At 70.8% G+C, this 18,582-nt stretch carries 20 protein-coding genes; 4 read left to right on the top strand and 16 right to left on the bottom strand.

What is annotated here, in order from left to right; translation table 11 throughout:
• The first annotated feature begins 61 nt into the window (after nt 1-61).
• Nucleotides 62-823 carry an SDR family oxidoreductase gene (locus ACFY2A_RS14545; protein WP_363924912.1) on the top strand — a complete coding sequence of 254 codons (762 nt, stop codon included), beginning with the start codon at nt 62-64 and terminating at the stop codon, nt 821-823.
• Nucleotides 820-1,464 (top strand): G/U mismatch-specific DNA glycosylase, encoded by a 645-nt coding sequence (gene mug / locus ACFY2A_RS14540; RefSeq protein WP_387171711.1) that lies wholly within the window; start codon nt 820-822, stop codon nt 1,462-1,464. The genes ACFY2A_RS14545 and mug overlap by 4 nt, the downstream gene beginning before the upstream one ends.
• A 37-nt stretch (nt 1,465-1,501) precedes the next feature.
• Here mug and ACFY2A_RS14535 read toward each other — a convergent pair whose 3' ends face one another.
• The 4 genes from ACFY2A_RS14535 to ACFY2A_RS14520 all read right to left on the bottom strand — a co-directional run bounded on the left by ACFY2A_RS14535 (nt 1,502) and on the right by ACFY2A_RS14520 (nt 6,393).
• The gene (locus tag ACFY2A_RS14535) at nt 1,502-3,478 is read right to left on the bottom strand and encodes an ABC transporter ATP-binding protein (protein WP_387171775.1); all 1,977 of its coding nucleotides are present in this window, start codon (nt 3,476-3,478) and stop codon (nt 1,502-1,504) included.
• A gap of 110 nt (nt 3,479-3,588) precedes the next feature.
• Nucleotides 3,589-4,356 carry an enoyl-CoA hydratase/isomerase family protein gene (locus ACFY2A_RS14530; RefSeq protein ID WP_387171709.1) on the bottom strand — a complete coding sequence of 256 codons (768 nt, stop codon included), beginning with the start codon at nt 4,354-4,356 and terminating at the stop codon, nt 3,589-3,591.
• 58 nt (nt 4,357-4,414) lie between these two features.
• Nucleotides 4,415-4,642 (bottom strand): helix-turn-helix domain-containing protein, encoded by a 228-nt coding sequence (locus ACFY2A_RS14525; RefSeq protein WP_007072022.1) that lies wholly within the window; start codon nt 4,640-4,642, stop codon nt 4,415-4,417.
• Nucleotides 4,643-4,788: 146 nt separating this feature from the next.
• Nucleotides 4,789-6,393, bottom strand: coding sequence for an ABC-F family ATP-binding cassette domain-containing protein (locus tag ACFY2A_RS14520; protein ID WP_387171707.1), 1,605 nt, complete (start codon nt 6,391-6,393; stop codon nt 4,789-4,791).
• Nucleotides 6,394-6,624: 231 nt separating this feature from the next.
• Between ACFY2A_RS14520 and ACFY2A_RS14515 the strand changes: the two genes are divergently transcribed.
• On the top strand, nt 6,625-7,533 hold the full coding sequence (locus tag ACFY2A_RS14515; RefSeq protein WP_387171705.1) for a neutral zinc metallopeptidase: 909 nt from the start codon (nt 6,625-6,627) through the stop codon (nt 7,531-7,533).
• A gap of 80 nt (nt 7,534-7,613) precedes the next feature.
• Here ACFY2A_RS14515 and ACFY2A_RS14510 read toward each other — a convergent pair whose 3' ends face one another.
• From ACFY2A_RS14510 to ACFY2A_RS14465, 10 genes are all read right to left on the bottom strand, one after another.
• Entirely contained in the window at nt 7,614-8,276 is a 663-nt protein-coding gene (locus tag ACFY2A_RS14510) for an acVLRF1 family peptidyl-tRNA hydrolase (protein WP_387171703.1), read from the bottom strand.
• A 30-nt stretch (nt 8,277-8,306) separates the two neighbouring features.
• Entirely contained in the window at nt 8,307-9,023 is a 717-nt protein-coding gene (locus ACFY2A_RS14505) for a LysE/ArgO family amino acid transporter (protein WP_387171701.1), read from the bottom strand.
• Between the two features lie 316 nt (nt 9,024-9,339).
• Nucleotides 9,340-9,777 carry a metal-sulfur cluster assembly factor gene (locus ACFY2A_RS14500; protein ID WP_387171699.1) on the bottom strand — a complete coding sequence of 146 codons (438 nt, stop codon included), beginning with the start codon at nt 9,775-9,777 and terminating at the stop codon, nt 9,340-9,342.
• A complete protein-coding gene (sufU, locus tag ACFY2A_RS14495; RefSeq protein ID WP_387171697.1) occupies nt 9,774-10,250 on the bottom strand; it encodes a Fe-S cluster assembly sulfur transfer protein SufU in 477 nt (158 codons plus the stop codon). The genes ACFY2A_RS14500 and sufU overlap by 4 nt, the downstream gene beginning before the upstream one ends.
• Nucleotides 10,251-10,295: 45 nt before the next feature.
• Nucleotides 10,296-11,600: a cysteine desulfurase gene (locus tag ACFY2A_RS14490; protein WP_387171695.1), complete on the bottom strand. Its 1,305-nt coding sequence runs from the start codon at nt 11,598-11,600 to the stop codon at nt 10,296-10,298.
• A gap of 27 nt (nt 11,601-11,627) precedes the next feature.
• A complete protein-coding gene (gene sufC / locus ACFY2A_RS14485; RefSeq protein WP_093401436.1) occupies nt 11,628-12,401 on the bottom strand; it encodes a Fe-S cluster assembly ATPase SufC in 774 nt (257 codons plus the stop codon).
• Nucleotides 12,401-12,727: a non-heme iron oxygenase ferredoxin subunit gene (locus ACFY2A_RS14480; protein WP_204023265.1), complete on the bottom strand. Its 327-nt coding sequence runs from the start codon at nt 12,725-12,727 to the stop codon at nt 12,401-12,403. The genes sufC and ACFY2A_RS14480 overlap by 1 nt, the downstream gene beginning before the upstream one ends.
• A complete protein-coding gene (gene sufD / locus ACFY2A_RS14475; protein ID WP_363924921.1) occupies nt 12,727-13,869 on the bottom strand; it encodes a Fe-S cluster assembly protein SufD in 1,143 nt (380 codons plus the stop codon). The genes ACFY2A_RS14480 and sufD overlap by 1 nt, the downstream gene beginning before the upstream one ends.
• Before the next feature lie 55 nt (nt 13,870-13,924).
• Nucleotides 13,925-15,355, bottom strand: a complete 1,431-nt coding sequence (gene sufB, locus ACFY2A_RS14470) for a Fe-S cluster assembly protein SufB (protein WP_387171692.1) — start codon at nt 15,353-15,355, stop codon at nt 13,925-13,927.
• Nucleotides 15,352-16,089 carry a helix-turn-helix transcriptional regulator gene (locus tag ACFY2A_RS14465; RefSeq protein ID WP_387171773.1) on the bottom strand — a complete coding sequence of 246 codons (738 nt, stop codon included), beginning with the start codon at nt 16,087-16,089 and terminating at the stop codon, nt 15,352-15,354. The genes sufB and ACFY2A_RS14465 overlap by 4 nt, the downstream gene beginning before the upstream one ends.
• A gap of 178 nt (nt 16,090-16,267) precedes the next feature.
• On the opposite strand from ACFY2A_RS14465, the gene ACFY2A_RS14460 reads away from it, so the two are divergent.
• A complete protein-coding gene (locus tag ACFY2A_RS14460) occupies nt 16,268-17,212 on the top strand; it encodes a heme A synthase (protein ID WP_387171690.1) in 945 nt (314 codons plus the stop codon).
• 51 nt (nt 17,213-17,263) lie between these two features.
• Here ACFY2A_RS14460 and ACFY2A_RS14455 read toward each other — a convergent pair whose 3' ends face one another.
• Both ACFY2A_RS14455 and ACFY2A_RS14450 read right to left on the bottom strand, forming a co-directional pair.
• Nucleotides 17,264-18,193: a RimK family alpha-L-glutamate ligase gene (locus ACFY2A_RS14455; protein WP_387171688.1), complete on the bottom strand. Its 930-nt coding sequence runs from the start codon at nt 18,191-18,193 to the stop codon at nt 17,264-17,266.
• Nucleotides 18,194-18,198: 5 nt separating this feature from the next.
• The gene (locus ACFY2A_RS14450) at nt 18,199-18,534 is read right to left on the bottom strand and encodes a hypothetical protein (protein ID WP_363924925.1); all 336 of its coding nucleotides are present in this window, start codon (nt 18,532-18,534) and stop codon (nt 18,199-18,201) included.
• Between the last annotated feature and the right edge of the window lie 48 nt (nt 18,535-18,582).

The following is an 18,582-nucleotide window of genomic DNA, read 5'->3' as shown; positions in this document are numbered from 1 at the left end:
CGACTCCCGGCACGGGACCGGGGCTGTTTCCCGCCGGGCGGGCTGGGGCAGGATCATCGGCATGGATCTCGGACTGACCGATCGGGTGTACGTGCTCACCGGGGCCTCCCGTGGGCTTGGTTACGCCACCGCGCAGTGCCTGGTGGCCGACGGTGCCCGGGTGGTGCTCTCCGCCCGGCACGCCGACGCGGTGGAGGCCGCCGTGGCCGGCCTCGGCGGGCCCGACCGGGCCGTCGGCGTCACCGCCGACCTGGCGGACCCGGCGACACCCGAGCGGCTACTGACCACCGCGCAGCGTCACTTCGGCCGCGTCGACGGTGCCCTGGTCTCCGTCGGCGGACCGCCCGCCGGCAGCGCCGCGTCGGTCGACGACGAGCAGTGGCGGCAGTCCTTCGAGACCGTCTTCCTCGGTAGCGTCCGCACGGTACGGACGGTCGCCGCCGCCCTGCCCGACGGCGGTGCCATCGCGCTGGTGCTCTCCACCTCGGCCCGCGGCCCGGTACCCGGGCTGGGCATCTCCAACGGCCTGCGGCCGGGTCTGGCCGGCGTTGCCAAGGACGTCGCCGACGAGTACGGCCCACGGGGCGTACGGGTGGTCGGGCTGCTGCCGGGGCGGATCCTGACCGACCGCAACCGGGAACTCTTCGCCGCCTCCGGCGACCCGGAGCGGGCCCGGGCCGAGGCGGAGGCCGCCATCCCGCTGCGCCGCATCGGTGACCCCGCGGAATTCGGTCGGGTCGCCGCCTTCGTGCTCTCCCCCGCGGCCAGCTACCTCACCGGCGTCACCGTTCCGGTCGACGGCGGCGCGCTGCGCGGCCTGTGACCACCGGTCAGCCACCCCGCCGCGACCGGCGGGCCACCCAGGGCAGGTCGACCGACCCGTCCCGGCCGGGGCGCGAGCAGCCGCAGCCACGACCGTACCCGCGCCCGAGCCGCGAGGAGCTGTCCGCCGCGGCCGATAAGACCATCCCGGACATCATCGCCGTCGGGCTGGACGTGCTCTTCGTCGGGATCAACCCGGGGCTCTGGTCCGCCGCGACCGGGTGGCACTTCGCCCGCCCCGGCAACCGGTTCTGGCCCGCGCTGCACCGGGGTGGGTTCACCCCCCGCCTGCTGCACCCCAGCGAGCAGGACAAACTGCCGGCCCTCGGGCTCGGGATCACAAACATGGTGGCCCGAGCCAGCGCCCGCGCCGACGAACTGACCGCCGCCGAACTGGTCGACGGCGCGCAGCAGCTCACCGACAAGGTGGCCCGGCACCGGCCGCGCTGGGTCGCGGTGGTCGGGGTGACCGCGTACCGGATCGGCTTCGCTCGACCGAAGGCGGTGTTCGGGCCGCAACCGGAACAACTGGCCGATGCCCGGCTGTGGGTGCTGCCCAACCCCAGCGGCCTGAACGCCCACTACACCCCGCAGACCCTCGGCGCCGCCTTCGCCGAACTCCACTCGGCGACCCTCGGGTGAACCGGGCGGCCCGGCTGTCGGTCTGGACCAGCAGCCCTCAGTTGGCGGCGGCGGGCGGCATGGCCTCGTCGGCGACGTACTCCCGGGTGGGGATGACCACCGGCTCCGGGCCGGTGGCGTCGGCGTACGGGGTGGGCGAGTCCGCCACCGCGAACTGGGTGCGGTACAGCTCAGCGTAGAGACCGCCGACCGCGACCAACTCGTCGTGGCGGCCCCGCTCCACGATGCGGCCGTCGTCGAGGACCAGGATCTGGTCGGCGTCCCGGACGGTGGAGAGCCGGTGGGCGATCACCAGGGCGGTGCGCCCGGTCAATGCCACCGACAGCGCCCGTTGCACCGCCGCCTCGCTCTCCGAATCCAGGTGCGCGGTCGCCTCGTCGAGGATCACGATCGACGGTGCCTTGAGCAGCAGCCGGGCGATGGCGATGCGCTGCTTCTCGCCACCGGAGAAGCGGTATCCACGCTCACCGACGGTGGTTTCGAGCCCGTCCGGCAGCGACCTGACCAGGTCGACGACCTGCGCCCCGGCGAGGGCCGCCCACAGCTCGTCGTCGGTGGCATCCGGCTTGGCGTAGCGCAGGTTCTCCGCGATGGTCTCGTGGAACAGGTGCGAATCCTGGGTCACCACCCCGATCTCGTCGCGCAGCGAGTCGAGCCGGGCGTCCCGGACGTCGACGCCGCCGACCAGCACCTGCCCGTCGGTCACGTCGTAGATGCGGGAGATCAGCATGGACAGCGTGGACTTGCCGGCGCCGGAGGGCCCGACCAGCGCCACCATCTGCCCCGGCTCGACGCTGAACGAGACGCCCTTGAGCACCGGTTCGTTTACCGTACGATCCAGCGCGGCGACCTCCTCCAGCGACGCGAGGGAGATCTCGGCAGCGCTCGGGTAGCGGAACCGGACGTCGCGGAACTCGACCGTCCCCGCGCCCTGGGGGATCCGCACCGCGTCGGGTCGTTCCTTGATGCCCGGTTGCAGGTCGAGCACCTCGAAGACCCGGTCGAACGAGACGAGCGCGCTCATCACGTCCACCCGGACGTTGCTCAGCGCGGTGAGCGGGCCGTAGAGGCGGGTCAGCAGCAGCGCGAGGGTCACCACGGTGCCGGCGCTGACCTCGCCGCTGACCGCGAGCCAGCCGCCCAGGCCGTAGGTCAGGGCCTGGGCCAGCGAGGCCACCAGCAGCATGGCCACGAAGAAGGTCCGCGAATACATCGCGGAGGTGATGCCGATGTCGCGGACCCGTTCGGCGCGGGCGGCGAAGCGGGCCGCCTCGGCGTCGGGTCGGCCGAAGAGCTTCACCAGCAACGCGCCGGCGACCCCGAACCGCTCGGTCATCGTCGCGTTCATCTTGGCGTCGAGGTCGTACGACTCGCGGGTGATCTCGGCCAGCCGCCGGCCCACCCGACGCGCCGGGATGATGAACACCGGCAGCAGCACCAGTGACAGCGCCGTGATCTGCCAGGAGAGGGTGAGCATCACGGCGGCGGTGAGGACCAGCTGGATCACGTTGCTGACCACGCCCGACAGCGTCGAGGTGAAGGCCCGCTGGGCGCCCATCACGTCGTTGTTGAGCCGGCTGACCAGGGCACCGGTCTGGGTCCGGGTGAAGAACTGCAACGGCATCCGCTGCACGTGGTCGTAGACGCGGGTACGCAGGTCGAGGATGATGCCTTCGCCGATGCGGGCCGAATACCACCGTTGGGCCAGCGACAGGAGAGCGTCGGCGACCGCGAGCGCGGCGATGAACATGGCCAGCCGGATCACCAGCGCCCCGGCCTCGGAACCACCCCGGGTGATCGCGTCGATCACGTCGCCGGCCAGCAGCGGGGTCGCCACCCCGATCACCGCGGCGACGATCACGGTCAGCAGGAAGACGACGATGTCGCGTCGGTAAGGCTGGGCGAAGGCCACGATCCGGCGGGCGACACCGCGCTTCAGCCGGTGCTCGGAGATGTCGTCCTGGCTACGCATCGAGCGGAGCATGCTCCAACCGCCCATGCCGCCAGCGGCCATGTGGTTGGACACGCTCACCTCCGGGTCAGGACGTCGTACACCGTCGGGTCAATTCTCCCGATGACTACGACAACCACGCGAGTAACCCGGATCTTCCCGAACGGTCCTTACTATTCGCCCCGTCCGGCGAGGTCCCGCAGCCGTCGCGTCTGCGCCTCCCGCTCGGCGCGCTGCTGCTCGGCGTGGGTACGCCCAGCGGCTCCGGCGAGCAGCGCCTTGATCTCGACAACGGCGTCCCGGTTGTGGGCGAGCAGCCCAGCGGCCAGGTCACGTACCGCGTCGTCCAGCTCGGTGGTGGGAACCACCAGGGTGGCCAGCCCGATCCGGTCGGCCTCGGCGGCGTCCATCCGCCGCCCGGTGGTGCAGATCTCCAGCGCGCGGGCGTAGCCGACCAGCTCGACCAGGCGCTTGGTGCCGGCCAGGTCGGGGACCAGGCCCAACGTCACCTCGGCCATGGAGAACGTCGCGTCCTCGGCCAGCACCCGCAGGTCGCAGGCGAGGGCGAGTTGGAAACCGGCGCCGATGGCATGCCCCCGGACGGCGGCGATCGAGATGACGTCCGGACGGTGCAGCCAGGTGAACCCGCCCTGGTACTCAGCGATCTTGTCGGCGCACTCCTGCTCCGGCAGGGTGGTCAGCTCGGCGAAGGAACCGGGGCCGGAGGCACCGGCCACCGCCAGGTCGAGACCGGCGGAGAAGGCCCGCCCTTCGCCGCGTACCACGACCACCCGCACGTCACCGGGAAGCTCCCGGGAGAAATCGCTCATCGCGCGCCACATCGCCGGGGTCTGGGCGTTGAGCACGTCGGGCCGGCACAGGGTGACCGTGGCGACCGGCCCGTCGCATTCCAGCCGGACCCCGGTCGCCTCGGCGGTCACCAGGCGGCCCGGGTCGCGGTGGTGATGGCAGTGCTGCTGGACGACGCTGACGGGCGGGTCACGCCTTCTTGCGGCGCCGGGCGCCGCCGCGCTGCCGCAGCTGCACCCCGGACTCGGTGAGTACGCGGTGGATGAACCCGTACGATCGCCCGGTCGAGGCCGCGAGCGCCCGGATGCTCTCGCCCCCGGTGTACCGCTTGACGAGGTCCTTCGCGAGCGTCTGACGCTCGGCTCCGACGATCCGGCGACCCTTCTCAGTGCTGGTGGCTGTGCCAGTGGCTGCCATGCTGTGTCCTCACGTCCCAGACTGTGCGGTTCGGATACGGTCCCACCTATTAGACCGTCTCGAACGATCATGCGCCAGATATCAACTATTCGCCAACCGACACGCTATGCAATGTCAGCTTCCCGATAGGTGACGCCGCCGGCGGCTCATGCCAGCTCGACCAGTTCCAGCAGGTCGTCGCTCCAGGCGTCCTCATCGCCGTCGGGCAGCAGGATCGCCCGGTCCGGCTTGAGCGCGAGAACCGCGCCCGGGTCGTGCGTGACCAGCACGATCGCGCCCGGGTAGCGGGCGATGGCGTCGAGCACCTGCTCCCGGCTGACCGGGTCCAGGTTGTTGGTCGGCTCGTCGAGCAGCAGCACGTTGGCGCCCGAGCAGACCAGGGTGGACAGGGCCAGCCGGGTCTTCTCCCCGCCGGAGAGCACCCCGGCGGGCTTGTCGACGTCCTCGCCAGAGAAAAGGAAGGCGCCCAGGATCTTCCGCAGTTCGGTGTCGGTCTGCTCGACCGCCGCGGCCCGCATGTTCTCCAGCACGGTCCGCTCCACATCCAGCGTCTCGTGCTCCTGAGCGTAGTAACCCAGTCGCAGGCCGTGACCGGGGCACACCTCGCCGGTGTCCGGCTCCAGCAGGCCACCGAGCATCCGCAACAGGGTGGTCTTGCCGGCGCCGTTGAGCCCGAGGATGGCCACCCGGGAACCCCGGTCCACCGCCACGTTCACGTCAGTGAAGATCTCCAACGAGCCGTACGACTTGGACAGGCCGGTCGCGGTCAGCGGCGTCTTGCCGCACGGCGCGGGCGCGGGGAAACGCACCTTGGCCACCTTGTCGGCGACGCGTACCTCCTCCAGACCGGACATCAGCCGTTCGGCGCGGCGGGCCATGTTCTGCGCGGCGACCGTCTTGGTGGCCTTGGCCCGCATCTTGTCGGCCTGGGCCATCAGCGCGCCGGCCTTCTTCTCGGCGTTTGCCCGCTCCCGGCGGCGGCGACGCTCGTCGGTCTCCCGCGCCTCCAGGTACGCCTTCCAACCCAGGTTGTAGACGTCGACCACGCTGCGGGTGGCGTCCAGAAACCACACCTTGTTCACCACCGACTCCAGCAGATCCCCATCGTGGGAGATCACGATCAACCCGCCCTTGTGGTTGGCGAGGAAACCCCGCAACCAGGTGATCGAGTCGGCGTCCAGGTGGTTTGTGGGCTCGTCCAGCAGCAGGATCCCGCCGCCGTTCTCGCCCGCGTCCCGGAACAGGATCCGGGCCAGCTCGATGCGGCGACGCTGACCGCCGGAGAGGGTGCCGATGGTCTGTGCCAGGGCCCGGTCGGGCAACCCCAGGTTGGCGCAGATGCGGGCCGCCTCGGCCTCCGCCGCGTACCCGCCGAGCGCGGCGAACTGGTCCTCCAGCGCGCCGTAGCGGCGCACCAGGCGTTCGTCGCCATCCTCGGCGAGCCGCGCCTCCAGGTCCTTCATCCCGGCCATCAGCGCATCCAGGCCCCGGGCGGAGAGCACCCGATCGCGGCCGGTCACGTCCAGGTCACCGGTACGCGGGTCCTGCGGGAGGTAGCCGACGGCGCTGCGCCGGTCGACCTGCCCGGCGTACGGCTGGCCCTCCCCGGCGAGCACCTTCAAAGTGGTGGTCTTACCCGCACCGTTGCGCCCGACCAGGCCGATCCGGTCACCGGGCTGCACCCGCAGCGTGGTGTCGGACAGCAGAATCCGGGCTCCGGCGCGCAGTTCCAGGCCGGTAGCAGAGATCATTTTTAGGTACTCGCTTTCGGGATCCGAAGGGCTGACTCAGGGCACACGAAAGCGCCGGCGGATCGTGGTGACCCGTCGGCGCGGGGCGTTCAGCCTTCGCAGCGCAGCACGGCACCAAGTGTACTCGGCGTCGGCCGGCACCCCACGCGGATTACCGACCAAGATCGTCGGGTACCGGATCGCCGACCGGACCGGTTCCGGCCCACGAGCCACCGACTGATCGGGGTCACCATGGAGCTGAACGAGAACGCATGGATCGACACCAGCCAGGTGGAGGACCGGCGAGGCAGCGGCGGAGGCGGCGGGATGGGCATCCCCATCCCGATCGGCGGCGGGCGCGGCGGCATCGTCGGCATCGTCATCGCCGTGCTGGTGGCCCTCGTCGGTGGCGGCTTCGGCCTGAACGCCATGACCGGCGGTGAGGAGCAGGGCGACAACGCCGCGCTGGAGCAGCGCTGCGCCGCCGAGAACGCCCTTGAGCAACTCGACTGCCGCAACACCCTCTACGTCAACTCGATCCAGGCGTACTGGCGCACCGCCCTGCCGCAGGCACTCGGCGAGCAGTACCGCCCGACCCGCACCGTCTTCTTCAGCCAGGCCGTCAACACCGCCTGCGGCCAGGCCGACTCCGGCGTCGGCCCGTTCTACTGCCCGGCCGACTCGCTTGTCTACATCGACCTCTCCTTCTACGAGGTGCTCGCCACGCAGCTCGGCGCCGAGGGCGAGTTCGCCCAGCCGTACGTGCTGGCCCACGAGTACGGCCACCACGTGCAGAACCTGCTCGGCACCAACGAACAGGTGCGCCGCCAGCAGCAACGCGACCCGGGAAACGCCAACGACCTGTCGGTACGCCTGGAGTTGCAGGCCGACTGTTACGCGGGAGCCTGGGCGAAGAACGCCACCGGCACGGCCGACGACAGCGGCCAGAAGATCTTCACCAGCATCACCGAGCGGGACATCGCCGAGGCGATCGACACCGCGGAGGCGATCGGTGACGACGCCATCTCCAAGCGCGCCGACCGGCCGGTGAACCCGGAGGAGTTCACGCACGGCTCGTCGGACCAGCGTAAGCAGTGGTTCAACCGGGGCTACGAAAGCGGCGATCCGGCCTCCTGCGACACGTTCAGCGGCGCGGTCTGACGAACCGACGCCCAGCGGGCCCGGTCACTCGTGACCGGGCCCGTGTCCGCGCGACGAACCAGCCATCACCGTGCGGTGTCCTAGCGGCCGGCCTCCGTCTGCGGTTCGCGGACCAGAATGCGAACCGACCGGGCGGCGGCGACAGCGGCGACAAGTACCGCGTACCGGGGTTCCGGGACATCGAGCAGGCGATCGGCGCGCAGCGCGGACAGCGGGGCGAGCCGACGGTCGGCCAGCACGGTGTCCACCGCCCGCCGGTCGCCACCGGCGACCAGCGCGTCGAGCCGGTCGGCCGCCGGCAGCAGCAGGCGTACGGCAAGATCCGCCGCCTCGGCCAGCGCCGCCTTCGTCTGGTTGTCCCGGCGGCGGGCGAAACGCTGCTGCGACCAACCACCGGCGGCGGTACGTCCCTGCACGTAGCGGGTATCCACCTTGTGCACGCTCAGCCGGGTCCCCTCGGCGACCCCCATCGCCACCGCACCTTTGCGGGCCAGCAACAGTCCGATCCGGCGCGGCGCGACGACCTCCCGCACGAAGGCGTCCAAATCCGGAACGACCGGCGCACCCGGAGGGGTGTGCAGTTCGGCGGTGGCACCGTCCGGAGCGGACAGCAGCAGGCCGTACGCCTGCGCGCAGGCGGTGGGCGGGCCGTGCCGGTCGGCGAAGCCGGTGCACCAGCGAGCGGCGCGGTCCGGATCGACCTCCACCCACCGGCCGCCCCCGGCGGCGGGTCGGCTGCTCATCACCCGACCGTACGGCACGGCCGGCTCGGGTCAGCCACCGAGGAGCATGCCGACGGCGAGCACGGTGATGATCGCGCTGGACAGCAGGGCGGTGACCAGCCGGCCACGGTCGCTGGTGAGCACCCGCCCGATCAGCGAGCCGCCGCCGGCGATGAGCAGCTGCCAACTGGCCGAGGCGAGGAACACTCCGAGAGTGAAGACCGCCGCGACGGCGGTTCCGGAGCCACCCAGTTCCGCCCGGCCGAGCACCAGGGCCGTGAAGTAGACGATGGTGGCCGGATTGAGCAGGGTCAGCGCGAGGATTCCGACGAACGTCCGCGCCGGTGTGTCCAGTCCACGCCGCGCCAATTGTGGCCCGGACCCCGTGGTGGCCTCGGCCGCCCCTGACCGGCCCGGGCCGCCCGCCGACGAGTGCGCCACAGGGGTCGGTACGTGGTCCGGGGAACGGCGTGGGCCGCGCACCCGCAGGGCGCGCCACGCGCCGTGGGCGGCGAGAGCGAGCAGCACCGTCGCGCCGACCAGTCGCAGCGGCCCGGCGACCGGCGCGAGCCAGCCCGCGACCACCGCGCCACCGAGCGCCGCGACACCGGCGTACAGCCCGTCGGCGGTGGCCACCCCGAGCGCGGCGGCCGAACCGACCCGGAACGAGGTCCGCGCGGTGAGCCCGAGGATGAGCACGGCGATCGCGCCGACCGGGACGGCCACGCCGTAACCGGCGACCAGACCGGCGAGGAACGCGCCGGTCACGACAGAAGCCGTGCCGAGACGCGGCCCGGTGCCAGCCGCTGTCGGCGCGCGGTGGTGGCCACGGCGACAGGACTCAGCTTCATCGGGTACGCCTCACTCACCGCGCCATCCTCGGTGACCCGCCGCACCGGCACCACGGATTTTCCGGCCCGGCCGGCACACCTCTCGATCCCGCCGGACAGGCTCGGTACCGCGGCGTCGGCCGGATGCCGGTCGTCCGGCGCCGCTTGTCGGACGGCGGAGGCGAAACGTCGGGCGCGGCATCCGGTGGATGCCGCGCCCGAGGTAGCACTCCGGAGCCTGCCCGGAGGAGCTGTCAGACGTTGAACCCGAGCGAGCGGAGCTGGTCGCGGCCCTCGTCGGTGATCTTGTCCGGTCCCCACGGGGGAAGCCAGACCCAGTTGATCCGCATGTCGTTGACCAGACCACCGCCGGGGCCGGTGGTCAGCGCCTGGCGGGCCTGGTCCTCGATCACGTCGGTGAGCGGGCAGGCCGCCGAGGTCAAGGTCATGTCCAGGGTGGCGACGTTCTGGTCGTCGACGTGTACGCCGTACACCAGGCCCAGGTCGACCACGTTGATGCCCAGCTCCGGGTCGACGACGTCCTTCATCGCTTCCTCGATGTCGGCGACGGCGGCCTTGCCGCCGGCCGGCGCAGCGCTGCCAGCCGGCGCGGCGCTGCCGTCAGCCACCGGTCCGGCCGCCGTGCCTTCGCCGGCCGCCGCGGTCGCCTCGGTCGCGGTGTTCTCACTCATGCCTTCACCTCCGTCGGGCTCGCGCCCACACCGGCGCGTGCCGCGGCGTCCTTGAACGCCATCCACGGCAACAGCGCGCACTTGACCCGGGCGGGGTAGCGGGCGACGCCCTCGAACGCCACCCCGTCCCCGAGCACGTCCTCGTCCGGCGTGACCTGGCCACGACCGGACATCAGCGCCAGAAACGCCTCGTGCACCTCGAACGCCTCCGCCGCGCCCTGCCCGGTCAACAGATCGTGCAGCACGCTGGCGGACGCCTGGCTGATCGAGCAGCCCATGCCGTCGTACGACACGTCGTGCAGCGTCGCACCGTCGGTGGCCACCCGGACGGTGACCTCGTCCCCGCAGGTCGGGTTGACGTGGTGCGCCTCGCCGACCCGGTCGGCCGGATCGGCGGCGTCGCGCAGCCCACGACCGTGCGGGTGCTTGTAGTGATCCAGGATGATCTCCTGGTAAAGAGTCTCAAGCTGCATCAGGCTGAACTCCCGTCGATTCGCCGGGCTCCTGCGTCGCCGGGCTCACCGGAAGACCTTCCGCACCTGCTCCAGCCCCGTCACCAGCGCGTCGATCTCCTCGGTCGTGGTGTAGAGGTAGAACGAGGCCCGCGTGGTGGCCGGCACCCCGAACCGGGTGCAGACCGGGCGGGCGCAGTGATGGCCCACCCGCACCTGCACACCGAGGGAGTCGAGCACCTGACCCACGTCGTGCGGGTGCACGTCGCCGAGCGCGAACGAGATGGTGCCGCCCCGGCCCACCGGCACCTCCGGGCCGAAGATCCGCAGGCCGGGCAGGGTGCCCAGAGCGTCCAACGCGTACGCGGTCAGCTGCTTCTCGTGCCACTGGATCGCCCGCATGCCGATGCCGGTGAGGTAGTCCACGGCCGCACCGAGCGCGACCGCCTCGGCGATCGGCGGGGTGCCGGCCTCGAAACGGGCCGGCGGCGCGGCGTACGTGGAGCCGCCCATCGTCACCGTCTCGATCATCGAACCGCCGCCGAACACCGGCGGCATCGCCGCCAGCAGTTCCTTACGGCCCCAGAGCACCCCGATGCCGGTCGGGCCGCACATCTTGTGCCCGGTGAAGACGATGAAGTCCGCGTCCAGGTCGACCACGTCGATCGGCATGTGCGGCACCGACTGCGAGCAGTCCCACAGCAGCAGCGCCCCCACCTCGCGGACCCGGGCGGTGATCCGTGAGGTGGCGTTGACGGTGCCGAGGATGTTGGACATGTGCACCAGCGAGACGATCTTCGTCCGCTCGTTGACCAGGTCCGTCAGGCCCGACTCGTCCAGCCGGCCGTTGTCGGTGACCGGGAACCAGCGCAACGTCGCACCGGTGCGCTCGGCCAGCAACTGCCACGGGACGATGTTCGAGTGGTGCTCCATCTCGGAGATGACGATCTCGTCACCCGGCCCCAGCCGGAGCCGGGGGTCGGCGTCGGCCCGCAGCGAGGCGTTGGAGAACGCGTACGCCACGATGTTGATCGCCTCGGTGGAGTTCTTGGTGAAGACCACCTCGTCGACGCTCGGCGCGTTGACGAATGCGGCGACCTTCGCCCGGGCCCCCTCGTACGCCTCGGTCGCCTCGGTGCCCAGCGTGTGCACCGAGCGGGACACGTTGGCGTTGTGCCGGGCGTAGTGCTCGGCCAGCACGTCGAGCACCTGACGCGGCTTGTGCGAGGTGTTGGCGCTGTCCAGGTAGACCAGCGGATGCCCGTTGATCTCCCGATCGAGGATCGGGAAGTCGGCGCGTACCGCCGCCACGTCGAAGCGGGGCACGTCGTCGTACTGCGGCATCCCCGGCGGGATCGCGATGGTGGTCATCGTCGTGTCCGGCCCTTCCTTCGCAGATCAGACCCGCGCCGGACCGGCCCCGGCCGCGTACCGCTCGTAGCCGGACTCCTCGAGCTTGTCGGCCAGCTCCGGGCCACCCTGCTCGACGATCCGACCGGCGACGAAGACGTGCACGAAGTCGGGCTTGATGTAGCGCAGGATCCGGGTGTAGTGGGTGATCAGCAGCAGGCCGGTGTCGCCGGTGTCGCGCACCCGGTTCACGCCCTCGCTCACCACGCGCAGCGCGTCCACGTCGAGGCCCGAGTCGGTCTCGTCGAGGATGGCCATCTTGGGCTTGAGCAGCTCCAACTGCACGATCTCGTGGCGCTTCTTCTCACCGCCGGAGAAGCCCTCGTTGACGTTGCGCTGGGCGAAGGCCGGGTCCATGTGCAGCCGCTCCATGGCACCGCGCAGCTCGCCGCCCCAGGTGCGCAGCTTCGGCGCCTCGCCGTCGATGGCGGTCTTGGCGGTGCGCAGGAAGTTCGCCACCGACACGCCGGGCACCTCGACCGGGTACTGCATGGCCAGGAAGAGGCCGGCGCGGGCCCGCTCGTCGACGGACATCTCCAGGACGTCCTCGCCGTCCAGGGTCACCGAGCCGCCGGTGATCTCGTACTTCGGGTGGCCGGCGACCGAGTACGCCAGGGTCGACTTGCCGGAGCCGTTCGGGCCCATGATCGCGTGGGTCTCCCCCGACTTCACAGTCAGGTCGACACCGTGCAGGATCGGCTTGAGCTCACCCTCGGGCAGCTTCACCGACACCTGTAGGTCGCGGATCTCCAGGGTGCTCATTATCGGGTCACTCCATTGCTCGGCGTCAGACTGACGTAGATGTCACCGTCGCGGACTTCGACGGGGTAGACGGGTACGGGTTCGGTGGCGGGCAGCCCGGTGGGCTCGCCGGTACGCAGGTCGAAACGGGAGCCGTGCAGCCAGCACTCCAGCGTGCAGCCTTCGACCTCGCCCTCGGAGAGCGCCACGGCCGCGTGCGAACACTCGTCGAACACGGCGTAGAACTGGTCATCCTCGCCGTGCACGAGGGCGATCTGGGTGCCGTCGACGTCCGCGCTGATCACGGTGCCCTTCGGCACGTCCTCGACGGCGCAGATGCGGATCATCAAGCCCCCGCCTTCGTCAGCCGCGCCTCGATAGCGTCCCCCAGCCGCTCGCGCAGGGACTCCACCGGGATCTTGTTCAGCAGTTCGGCGAAGAAGCCACGCACCACCAGCCGGCGCGCCTCGGCCTCCGGGATGCCCCGGGCCATCAGGTAGAACAACTGCTCGTCGTCGAAGCGGCCGGTGGCGCTGGCGTGGCCGGCACCGGCGATCTCGCCGGTCTCGATCTCCAGGTTCGGCACGGAGTCGGCCCGGGCTCCGTCGCTGAGCAGCAGGTTCCGGTTGATCTCGTACGTGTCGGTGCCGGTCGCCTCGGCCCGGATCAGCACGTCGCCGACCCAGACGGTGCGGGCGCTCTCGCCCTGCAACGCGCCCCGGTAGCCCACGTAGCTGCGGCAGTCCGGCACGGTGTGATCGACCAGTTGACGGTGCTCCTGGTGCTGGCCGGAGTCGGCGAAGTAGACGCCGTACAGCTCGGCCTCGCCGCCGCGGTCGGTGTACTCGACGGTGGTGTACTGACGGACCAGATCGCCACCGAGGGTGACCTGGACGTGCAGCACCCGCGCGTCGCGCCCCAACCGCACCTTCAGGTGCTGCGCCTGCACCGCGTCGTCGGCCCAGTCGGCCACGGTGACCAGGGTGAGCTTCGCCCCGTCGCCCACCGTCACCTCGACGTTGTCCGCGAGGGTGGCCGAGCCGACGTGCTCCAGCACCAGGATCGCCTCGGCGAACCGGCCCACCTCGACGACCGTGTGCCCGAAGGCCAGGCCCTCGACGCCCGCACCGACCGCCCGGAGGATGGTCGGGCCACTGATCACGGCGTCCTGCGCCACCCGCACCAGCAGCGCCTGCCCGGCCCCGCTGTACGCCAGCGCGCTGACCCGGTCGAACGGGGTGAGCACGCTGCCGACCCGTGGGTCGTCGCGACCGACCTGCTCCACGGACACGCCCTCGGGCAGGTCGGCGTACTCGTGCCGCACCGCGCCAGTGGCGGTCGGAACGTCACCGACCAGCCCACGCAGCCGCTTGAGCGGGGTGAAACGCCACTCCTCCTCCAGGCCGGTCAGGGCCGGGAAGTCGGCGACATCGTACGAACGCAGCGCCTGCGACTTGGTGCTGGGCGGCGCGGAAGCCTGGGTAGTCATCTCGTCCTTGCTTGTGTCTACGACGACGGTGTCCGGTGCTCTGGTGCGGCCAGGGTCAGCCGACCGCGCCCTCCATCTGCAGCTCGATCAGGCGGTTGAGCTCCAGCGCGTACTCCATGGGCAGTTCCTTGGCGATCGGCTCGATGAAGCCGCGCACGATCATCGCCATCGCCTCGTCCTCGCTCAGGCCCCGGCTCATCAGGTAGAAGAGCTGGTCCTCGCTGACCTTGGAGACGGTCGCCTCGTGCCCCATCGACACGTCGTCCTCACGGATGTCGACGTAGGGGTAGGTGTCGGAGCGGGAGATGGTGTCGACCAGCAGGGCGTCGCACTTGACCGTGCTGGCGCTGCTGTGCGAACCCTCCAGCACCTGCACCAGGCCCCGGTACGAGGTCCGGCCGCCGCCCCGGGCGATCGACTTCGACACGATGGTGCTGCTGGTGTGCGGTGCCGCGTGCACCATCTTGGCGCCGGCGTCCTGGTGCTGCCCCTCGCCGGCCATCGCCACCGAGAGCACCTCGCCCTTGGCGTGCTCGCCGGTCATGTAGACCGCCGGGTACTTCATGGTGACCTTGGAGCCGATGTTGCCATCGATCCACTCCATGGTCGCGCCCTCGTGGCACACGGCGCGCTTGGTGACCAGGTTGTAGACGTTGTTCGACCAGTTCTGGATGGTCGTGTAACGGCACCGGGCGTTCTTCTTGACGACGATCTCCACCACGGCGCTGTGCAGCGAGTCCGAGGAGTAGATGGGCGCGGTGCAGCCCTCGACGTAGTGCACGTACGCACCCTCGTCGACGATGATCAGCGTCCGCTCGAACTGGCCCATGTTCTCGGTGTTGATCCGGAAGTACGCCTGCAACGGGATCTCCACGTGCACACCCTTCGGCACGTAGATGAACGAGCCGCCGGACCACACGGAGGTGTTCAGCGCGGCGAACTTGTTGTCGCCGACCGGGATCACCGTGCCGAAGTACTCCTTGAAGACGTCCTCGTGCTCCTTGAGGGCGGTGTCGGTGTCGAGGAAGAGGACACCCTGCTCCTCCAGGTCCTCACGGATCTTGTGGTAGACCACCTCGGACTCGTACTGGGCGGCGACACCGGCGACGAGGCGCTGCTTCTCCGCCTCCGGGATGCCCAGCTTGTCGTAGGTGTTCTTGATGTCCTCGGGCAGGTCCTCCCAGCTGGCGGCCTGCTTCTCGGTGGAGCGCACGAAGTACTTGATGTTGTTGAAGTCGATCCCGGTGAGGTCGGCGCCCCAGGCCGGCATCGGCTTGCGCTCGAACAGCCGCAGGCCCTTCAGGCGCAGGTCGAGCATCCAGGCCGGCTCGTTCTTCTTGGCCGAGATGTCCCGCACCACCGCCTCGTTGAGGCCGCGCTGAGCCGAAGCTCCGGCGACGTCCGGGTCGGCCCAGCCGTACTCGTAGTTGCCCAGGGCGGCGAGCTGCTCCTCCTGGGTCAGGGGCTGGACGATCTGCTCGGTCATCTATCTGTCCTCACAGTGGTGACGGTCTTACCGGACTGGGCGTGCGGCGAACCCGGGATGTGCGTGGTGCACACCCCGTCGCCGTGCGCGATGGTGGCCAGGCGCTGTACGTGGGTGCCGACCAGGCGGGAGATCACCGTGGTCTCGGCCTCGCACAGTTGGGGAAACTCGGCGGCCACGTGCGCCACCGGGCAGTGGTGCTGGCAGAGCTGGCCGCCGGAGGCGATCGTGGAGGCACTGGCAGCGTATCCCTCCGCGGTCAACGCCGCGGCGAGTGCCTCGGCACGGGCCATCGGATCGTCGCTGGCGTCGGCGAGGGCGGCCTGACACCGCGTCTCCAGCGCGGCCACCTGCTCGGCGGCGAATCGCTCCACCGCCTGCGAACCACCGGTGCGGGCGATCCAACGCAGCGCCGCGGTGGCCATGTTGTCGTAGTGGTGTGTGCCACACCGACTGCGGGCGGCGTCCGTGAGCAGGAACACCTTGGCCGGCCGGCCCCGCCCGCGGTGACCGCGTACGGTCTGCTCACGGGCCACGACGTCACCGTCGGCGAGCATCGCGTCCAGGTGCCGGCGGATCGCCGCCGGGCTGAGCCCGAGTGCGTCGCCCAACTGCGCGGCGGTGGCGGCGCGCCGTTCCAGGAGCAGCAGGGTGACCCGGTCCCGGGTCGACGGCTCACCGGCGAGCGTGCCGACCGGAGCCGGCTGAGCAGGCGTGACGCTGGCGCTGGGCAGCGACCGGCCGGCGACCGAACCGGCCGTCGGCTGGTGCCCGGTGAGCCCCGCCGCCTTTTTCACAACGCCCACGTTACGTAATTCAATCAGGGCCCGCAAACGTGACCCCGGTGATCCGAACCACCGCACGGGCGGAGTCACCCGATCGGCGACAACTACGTTGCGTAGGATTCGCCTCGTGAAGCGACCCGACCGCTCCCTGGTCTCCATCACCCTGCTGCGTCGGCTGGCGTTCGCCAACATCGTCGCGAACGCCGCGATCGTCGTCACCGGCGGGGCGGTGCGGTTGACCGCCTCCGGGTTGGGCTGCCCTACCTGGCCCCGGTGCACCGACGAGTCGTACACCGCCACCGCCGAGATGGGCATGCACGGGGCGATCGAGTTCGGCAACCGCCTGCTCACCTTCGTGCTGGTGCTGATCGCGGGCGCCACCCTGCTGGCCGTGCTCGCGTACCGGCCCCGGCGGCGCGGTGTGGTGCCGCTGGCGCTGGCCGTCGTGCTCGGCATCGTGGCGCAGGCGGTGATCGGCGGGATCACCGTCCGCACCCAGTTGCATCCCTCGATCGTGGGCATTCACTTCGTGGTGTCGATGCTGCTGCTGCTCGTCGCGTACGCCCTGTGGCGCCGGGTGAGCGAGCCGGACGGCCGCAAGGTTCCCGTGGTGCCGCCGGCACTGCGGTCGCTGACCTGGATCACCGTGGCGGCCAGCGCGGCGGTCATCGTCGTCGGGGTGGCGGTGACCGGCAGCGGCCCGCACGCCGGCGACGCCGACGCCGTCCGCAACGGCCTGGACCCACAGACGGTCTCCCAGATCCACGCCGACCTGGTGTTCCTGCTCGTCGGCCTGACCGTGGGCCTGTGGCTGGCGTTGCGCGCGGTCGGCGCACCGGCGCGCGCCGCGCTGACCCTGCTCCTGGTCGAGCTGGGTCAGGGGCTGATCGGCTTCGTGCAGTACTTCACCAACCTGCCGGCGCTGCTGGTCGGCCTGCACATGCTCGGCTCCTGCCTGGTCTGGCTCGCCACCCTCGCCGTGCTCTGGTCGACCCACGAACGCCACCCCACCCAACTCCCCCAACCCCCCACCCCCGCCCCCACCCGCACCCCCGCCCGATCTTCTCGTTGATCATGACGTTAGCGGCACTTCAGAAGATCGAGATCGCCGTCAACCTCATGATCAACGAGAAGGGGTGGGGTGGGACAGGTGGGTGAGGATGGCGTCGGCGAGGCGGGTGGGGGCGTGGGCGGCGTGGGCGAGGAAGAGTGAGGGTTCGGTCAGTTCGAGCTCCACAAGGACCGGGTTGCCGTCGGGGCCGGGGATCAGGTCGACCCGGGCGTAGAGCAGGCGCTCGGGCCCGCCGGGCACCGCCGCGAGGGCCTGCGCGGCGACGGCGAGCTGCGCCGGCTGGGCGGTGCGGGCGGTGGTCTCCTCGGCCCCGTTCAGCACGTCGTCACCCTGCTCCGGCCCGGTCAGCATCGGCCCCTTGCGAATGGCGTGACTGAAGGTCAGCCCGGCCGGGCCGGCGAGGAAGAGCAGCGCGGTCTCACCGACGGTGTCGACCGCGGTCAGGTACGGCTGGACCATGGTCACCCGACCGGCCAGGACGAGCCGACGTACGTGGGCCACCGCGAGGTCCCGGTGCGCCGGGTCGGCCAGGTCGTAGCGGCCGGTACCCCGGCTGCCGGCGCTCACGGCCGGTTTGATGACGTACTCACCACGATCGGCGGGCGGCTGCCACGGCTCGACGGGCAGCACCCAGCTGGTGGGGACGGTGGGCACGCCGGCCGCGGACAGCTCGTCGAGGTAGCGCTTGTCGGTGTTCCAGCGCACCACGTCAGCCGGATTGAGCAGCCGCGGTACGCGAGCGGCCCAGGCGACGAACTCGTCCCGGCGGAACATGTAGTCCCAGGGCGAGCGGAGTACGGCCAGGTCGTAGCGGGCCCAGTCGATCGCCGGGTCGTCCCAGACGACGGATTCGGCGACGATCCCCCGCGCGGCCAACGGGGCCACCACGAGACGATCGTCTTCGTGCAGGTCAGCCAGTTCGGCGCAGGTAATGAGAGCGACCCGGGGTTTCCCCCGGGTCGACTGGTGGTGATCGGTCAATTATCTCAACGGGCCATCGTGCGCCGGGCCATCGAGCGCCACAGGTCGTTGCTCGGGCGCATCTGGTCCATCAGTTCCCGTTCCCAGGCGTTCTCCACGGCGACCCCGGCCTGCGCACAGGCCTCACGAGCGGTCACCGTGTCCTCGGCGAACTGGTCGCCCCACGCGCCGTCGGAGCCCACCAGGACGATGCGGGCACCGCGCTTGCCGACGTACTCGATGACCGCCTTCGCCCCGCCATGCTCGGCGGCAAACGACCTGATGCCCGCGACCAGCCCGTTGGAGGCCTGCCCGGAGGCGGTCTGATCAGCCGTCAGCGTCGTATCGGAACCATCTGCCATAACGTGAAGACTAAGCAGAGATGCACTCGGACGGGCGAGAACCATCAA

The sequence above is a fragment of the Micromonospora sp. NPDC000442 genome, assembly GCF_042898635.1.
In the GTDB taxonomy this organism is placed as follows: Bacteria; Actinomycetota; Actinomycetes; order Mycobacteriales; family Micromonosporaceae; genus Micromonospora.
Note: the sequence above shows the minus strand (reverse complement) of the source record. Positions and strands in the feature narration are given on the sequence as shown.

What these genes read in the sequence shown, in the direction of transcription:
- ACFY2A_RS14510 (WP_387171703.1), bottom strand. Translation starts at nt 8,276, where the DNA reads ATGAGCAGCCGACCCGCCGCCGGGGGCGGCCGGTGGGTGGAGGTCGAT.
- sufD (WP_363924921.1), bottom strand. Translation starts at nt 13,869, where the DNA reads ATGACTACCCAGGCTTCCGCGCCGCCCAGCACCAAGTCGCAGGCGCTG.
- ACFY2A_RS14480 (WP_204023265.1), bottom strand. Translation starts at nt 12,727, where the DNA reads ATGATCCGCATCTGCGCCGTCGAGGACGTGCCGAAGGGCACCGTGATC.
- ACFY2A_RS14490 (WP_387171695.1), bottom strand. Translation starts at nt 11,600, where the DNA reads ATGACCACCATCGCGATCCCGCCGGGGATGCCGCAGTACGACGACGTG.
- ACFY2A_RS14520 (WP_387171707.1), bottom strand. Translation starts at nt 6,393, where the DNA reads ATGATCTCTGCTACCGGCCTGGAACTGCGCGCCGGAGCCCGGATTCTG.
- sufB (WP_387171692.1), bottom strand. Translation starts at nt 15,355, where the DNA reads ATGACCGAGCAGATCGTCCAGCCCCTGACCCAGGAGGAGCAGCTCGCC.
- ACFY2A_RS14450 (WP_363924925.1), bottom strand. Translation starts at nt 18,534, where the DNA reads ATGGCAGATGGTTCCGATACGACGCTGACGGCTGATCAGACCGCCTCC.
- ACFY2A_RS14525 (WP_007072022.1), bottom strand. Translation starts at nt 4,642, where the DNA reads ATGGCAGCCACTGGCACAGCCACCAGCACTGAGAAGGGTCGCCGGATC.
- sufC (WP_093401436.1), bottom strand. Translation starts at nt 12,401, where the DNA reads ATGAGCACCCTGGAGATCCGCGACCTACAGGTGTCGGTGAAGCTGCCC.
- sufU (WP_387171697.1), bottom strand. Translation starts at nt 10,250, where the DNA reads ATGCAGCTTGAGACTCTTTACCAGGAGATCATCCTGGATCACTACAAG.
- ACFY2A_RS14545 (WP_363924912.1), top strand. Translation starts at nt 62, where the DNA reads ATGGATCTCGGACTGACCGATCGGGTGTACGTGCTCACCGGGGCCTCC.
- ACFY2A_RS14535 (WP_387171775.1), bottom strand. Translation starts at nt 3,478, where the DNA reads ATGGCCGCTGGCGGCATGGGCGGTTGGAGCATGCTCCGCTCGATGCGT.
- ACFY2A_RS14515 (WP_387171705.1), top strand. Translation starts at nt 6,625, where the DNA reads ATGGAGCTGAACGAGAACGCATGGATCGACACCAGCCAGGTGGAGGAC.
- ACFY2A_RS14500 (WP_387171699.1), bottom strand. Translation starts at nt 9,777, where the DNA reads ATGAGTGAGAACACCGCGACCGAGGCGACCGCGGCGGCCGGCGAAGGC.